Origin of the sequence: Rathayibacter sp. AY1C6 (assembly GCF_002931535.1) — a bacterium.
In the GTDB taxonomy this organism is placed as follows: domain Bacteria; phylum Actinomycetota; class Actinomycetes; order Actinomycetales; family Microbacteriaceae; genus Rathayibacter.
The window spans coordinates 1-3,888 of the sequence record NZ_PSWC01000047.1 but is presented as its reverse complement, the minus strand read 5'-3'; the positions used below and the strand labels follow the sequence as shown (position 1 = coordinate 3,888).

Here is a 3,888-nt window from a genome sequence, read left to right as displayed (position 1 = left end):
GACCGGCTCGACGCGATCCTCGTCCAGCCGCACCGCTACCGCCGCGGAGTCGTCACCCTCACGCTCGCGCTGATGGCCGCGGGCGTCGCGCTCCTGCTCGGGGGCGGACCCCTCGTCGTGCTCCTCGCCGCCGCGACGGCCGCCGCGATCGACCTGGTCAATCAGCTGCTCGCCCGCTGGGGCCTGCCCGCCTTCTTCCAGCAGATCGCGGGCGCCGCGCTGGCGACCGGAGTGGCGGTGGTGCTGCTCGCGGTCGTGCCGCGGCTGCCCGTGGAGCTGGCGGTTCTGCCGCCCGCGCTCGTCGTCGCGTCGGGGGTGGTCGTGCTCCTCGCCGGGCTCTCGTTCGTGGGAGCGGCGGACGACGCGATCAACGGGTTCCCGATCACGGCGGGCGGCCGACTGCTCGAGGTCGGGCTGCTGACGCTGGGCATCGTCGTCGGGATCGCCGTGGTGCTCGACGGCGCGCGCTCGCTCGGGGTCGAGCTGGTGCTGGTCGACTCCTACGCCCGCCCCTGGCCGGCCGCCGTGCAGGTGCTCGGCGCCGGGGTCGCGGCCGGCGCCTGGGCGCTCTCGTCGCACACCCCGCCGCGGCCCGCGCTCATCGCCGCCCTCACCGGAGCCGGCGCGTTCCTCGTCTCCGACTCGCTGACCACCTCGGGCTTCGCGCCGCTCATGGCCAACGCCCTCCCGGCGCTGGCGATCGGCCTGCTCGGCGAGATGCTGGCCGAGCGGATGCGGGTGCCCGCCGTGGTGACGACCGCGTGCGCGATCGTCCCCCTCCTGCCCGGCCTCACCCTCTACCGCGGCGTCCTCGGCCTCACCTCGAACGCCGGCCCGAGCGCCGGGATCGAGCTCCTGCTCCAGGCGGGCATGATCGCGCTGGGCCTCGCCGGCGGAGTCACGCTCGGCCGGATCGCCTACCGCCGCCTGCGCACCCCGATCGTGCGGGCGGTGGCGCCGGTCCGCGCCCGGACCCGCCGGGACCGCGGGATCGAGCAGGCCCTCGCCGCCGACGTCCTCTACCCCGACGGCGCCGAGGCCGGGCAGGCTGACACCGCACAGGACGCCACGGCGTCGGGCAGCGGATCCGGCCTCACGGCGTCCGACCCGTCGGCGTCGGCCGCGGTCGACCCCGCACCGCTGCCCGCCGAGCCGGCGGCTCCCGCCGAGGAGCCGTTCGCCCGCACCGGGATCGTCCCGATCGTCAGCACGATCGGCGTGACGGAGCCGGTGCCGATCATCACCGGGGAGGATCCGGCCGACCGGGGCTGACGACAGGGCCTGCTCCCGCGGCCGGCTCCTCGCCGCAGAGGGAGCCGCCCCGCCGGTCAGCCCGCGTCGCCCCGCACGACCGCGGTCCGGCGGGTGTCGATGACGATCACCGAGCCGAGCACGATCAGGGCGAGCGACACCGAGGCGAGCGTGTCGGTCAGCCAGTGGTAGCCGAGGTAGAGCCGGGCGACGATCTGGCCGGCGATCATCCCGAGCGAGAGCGCGAAGCCCCCGATCATCCAGCTCCGGGAGGAGCGGCGGGAGGCGAGGAGGAACGTGGTGATCAGGAAGAAGTCGCTCACGCCGGTGACGTGGCCGGAGGGGAACGAGAAGGTCCCGTCGGGCCCGAGCAGCATGTACTCGACCGGCGGGCGCATCCGCATCACGAGGTGAGCGGCCAGCTGCACGCTGAGCATCCCGACGAGCATGCCGCCGGCCAGGAGGATCGGCCGCCAGAGATGGCGGGCGAGGACGAACCAGAGCACGAGCACCGCCAGGATGATGACCGGCAGGTAGACCGGCCCGAAGACGGTGGCGAGCGCGTCCATCACGACCGTGCCCTCGGCGGAGCGCTTCTCGCGGAACCACTCGGCGACGAGCGGATCGAGGACGGTGAGGCCGGTGCCGCTCGCGACCTGCGCGGTGAAGGCCGCGAAGAGGACGATGCCGACGCCGATCAGGCCGAAGCCGGCCCGGTCGAGGCCGCGGCGCGCCTCCGGGGCCATCACGCGCTCCTCCACGAGGAACCGCTGGTGGAAGCGGGCGCGGCGCGAGAGGGCGGGGATGCTCATCCGCTCACCCTAGGGCTGCGGAGGCGCCGCCTACCGGGCCGTTCGCTCAGCGTCCTGCCGCGTAGTGCGTCTGGATCTGCTCCGGCGTGAGGACCGTCGAGTACACCGCGGCGTAGCGCAGGCTCCCGCCGAAGTACGAGGAGCCGACGTTCGGCCACTGGCCGCCGAGGCTGTCGTATCCGATCTTCCAGGTGCCCGTCGTGTTCTCGGCCGTGCGGTACGTGCTGTTCGAGGCGACCTTCACGCCGTCGACCCAGAGCGCGATGCCCGCCGTCGGCGAGAGCGTGGAGACGACGTGGTGCCAGAGCCCGTCGTTGACGGCTCGGGTGCTCGTGATGGTCTGCGCGGCGCCGTTGTAGACGCCGAAGACGAGCTTGCCGTCGGCACCGATGTAGGTGTGGCGGTCGTACTGGCCGCCGGGAGCGGTGGCGCCCGCGCTGAAGCTGAAGAGCTTGCCGCCGGCGTTCGTGGTCTTGAACCAGATCTCGGTGCTGAAGGTGCCGGGGTTCCTGATCTCCAGCGGCGTGCTCAGGTACTGGTTGGTGCCGTTCGGCGTCCACGAGCCGCCCGCGTCGCGCGGGCAGGCCTTGGGCGTCGCGGCGGAGCTGACCATCGCGGTCGGGAAGAGGCTGGTGGAGCGGTAGGTGCCCGGGTACTGGCCGGAGTCCGTGTCGGGCGCGGTCGTCGATCCGCTCGGCTGCGCGAGCGTGTAGGCGAAGAGCGCGGCCCCGCGGTCGGCGGCGAGGGCGCCGTCGCAGGTGAAGAACGCGGCGGCGCTGCCGACCGTGTTGGTCGAGTTCAGGATCGAGGCGGTGTACGCGCCGGAGGTGGCCGGGGCGGTGAGCAGCACGGCGGCCAGGGCGGCGGCGGCGAGGGCGGCGACGACAGACCTCGGGCGGGCGAGGAGGGTGCGCAGCCGCGCGGCCGGTGAGGCGGCGGAGAGGCGGTGCCGGCTCATGCCGTCTCCTCCTCGCGGGCGGCGCGGCGGCCGCGCTCGGCGGTCCGCTCCGGCTCCCCGGGGAGGCCGACGAAGACCGTGTAGAGCACCGGGATCGCGCAGAGCAGGACGAAGAGGACCCAGCCCCAGAACGGCAGGTGCAGAGCGGAGGAGAGGGCGTAGGCGTCTCCGTCGTGCGCCGGGATCTGCAGGCGGCCGACCTGTCCGGAGACCAGGTCGACGGGGTCGGCACCCTCGGCGCTCACGCGGATGGGGAGGACGCCTGTCGAGACGAGCGTGGCGTTCGTCGTGCCGCTGTCGACGGTGGCCTCGAGGACGACGATGCCGACCAGCGGGCGGAGCACGAAGACGGTGACGGACGCGACGAGCGAGAGGCCGAGGATCCGCATCGACGCCCGCTGGGTGGGCGAGGCGATGAAGCGGGTGAGCAGCTGCACGAGGACGGCGCCGATGATCAGCAGCGGCAGGCCGCGCACGAGCCAGCCGAGCACCGGCAGCGCCGTGGTGACGACTCCGATGAGCTGGTCCTGGCCGGTGGCCCACGGATCGACGGCGCCGTTGATGTCGCCCTGGGTGCGGAGCGTGCCGTCGTCGGCGATCTCGACGACCCGGTGGGTGTAGGTCTCGTCGGGCGTGGTGGTGGGGTGGAAGCTGACCGCGTCGCCGACCCGGACGTCCTCGAGGGCCGTCGGCTCGGTGAGGACGAGGGTGCCGACCGGGGCGGCCGTGCCCATGGAGGGCGTCTGCACGATGAACCAGCGTCCGCCGGACGCGTGGAACAGGAGCGCCGCCGCGACCAGGACGGCCAGCAGAGCGGTCGTCGTCCCGATCAGGGCGGTGCGGAGGAGGGACCGGCGGGGGCGGTCG

General features: G+C 74.0%; 4 protein-coding genes. 1 reads left to right on the top strand and 3 read right to left on the bottom strand.

All coding sequences use genetic code 11. The annotated features are described in order from the left end of the window. The coding region (locus C5D36_RS16465) for a threonine/serine exporter ThrE family protein (protein WP_146083759.1) at positions 1–1,272 on the top strand (1,272 nt) is incomplete at its 5' end. A 56-nt stretch (positions 1,273–1,328) separates the two neighbouring features. Here the strand turns inward: C5D36_RS16465 and C5D36_RS16460 are convergent. The 3 genes from C5D36_RS16460 to C5D36_RS16965 all read right to left on the bottom strand — a co-directional run. After that, a complete protein-coding gene (locus C5D36_RS16460; protein WP_104296292.1) occupies positions 1,329–2,063 on the bottom strand; it encodes a phosphatase PAP2 family protein in 735 nt (244 codons plus the stop codon). A 46-nt stretch (positions 2,064–2,109) separates the two neighbouring features. Next, the gene (locus C5D36_RS16455; RefSeq protein ID WP_104247132.1) at positions 2,110–3,021 is read right to left on the bottom strand and encodes a LamG domain-containing protein; all 912 of its coding nucleotides are present in this window, start codon (positions 3,019–3,021) and stop codon (positions 2,110–2,112) included. Beyond that, positions 3,018–3,888 (bottom strand): S26 family signal peptidase (locus tag C5D36_RS16965; protein WP_104296291.1); only part of this gene is annotated, 871 nt, incomplete at its 5' end. The genes C5D36_RS16455 and C5D36_RS16965, both read right to left, overlap by 4 nt.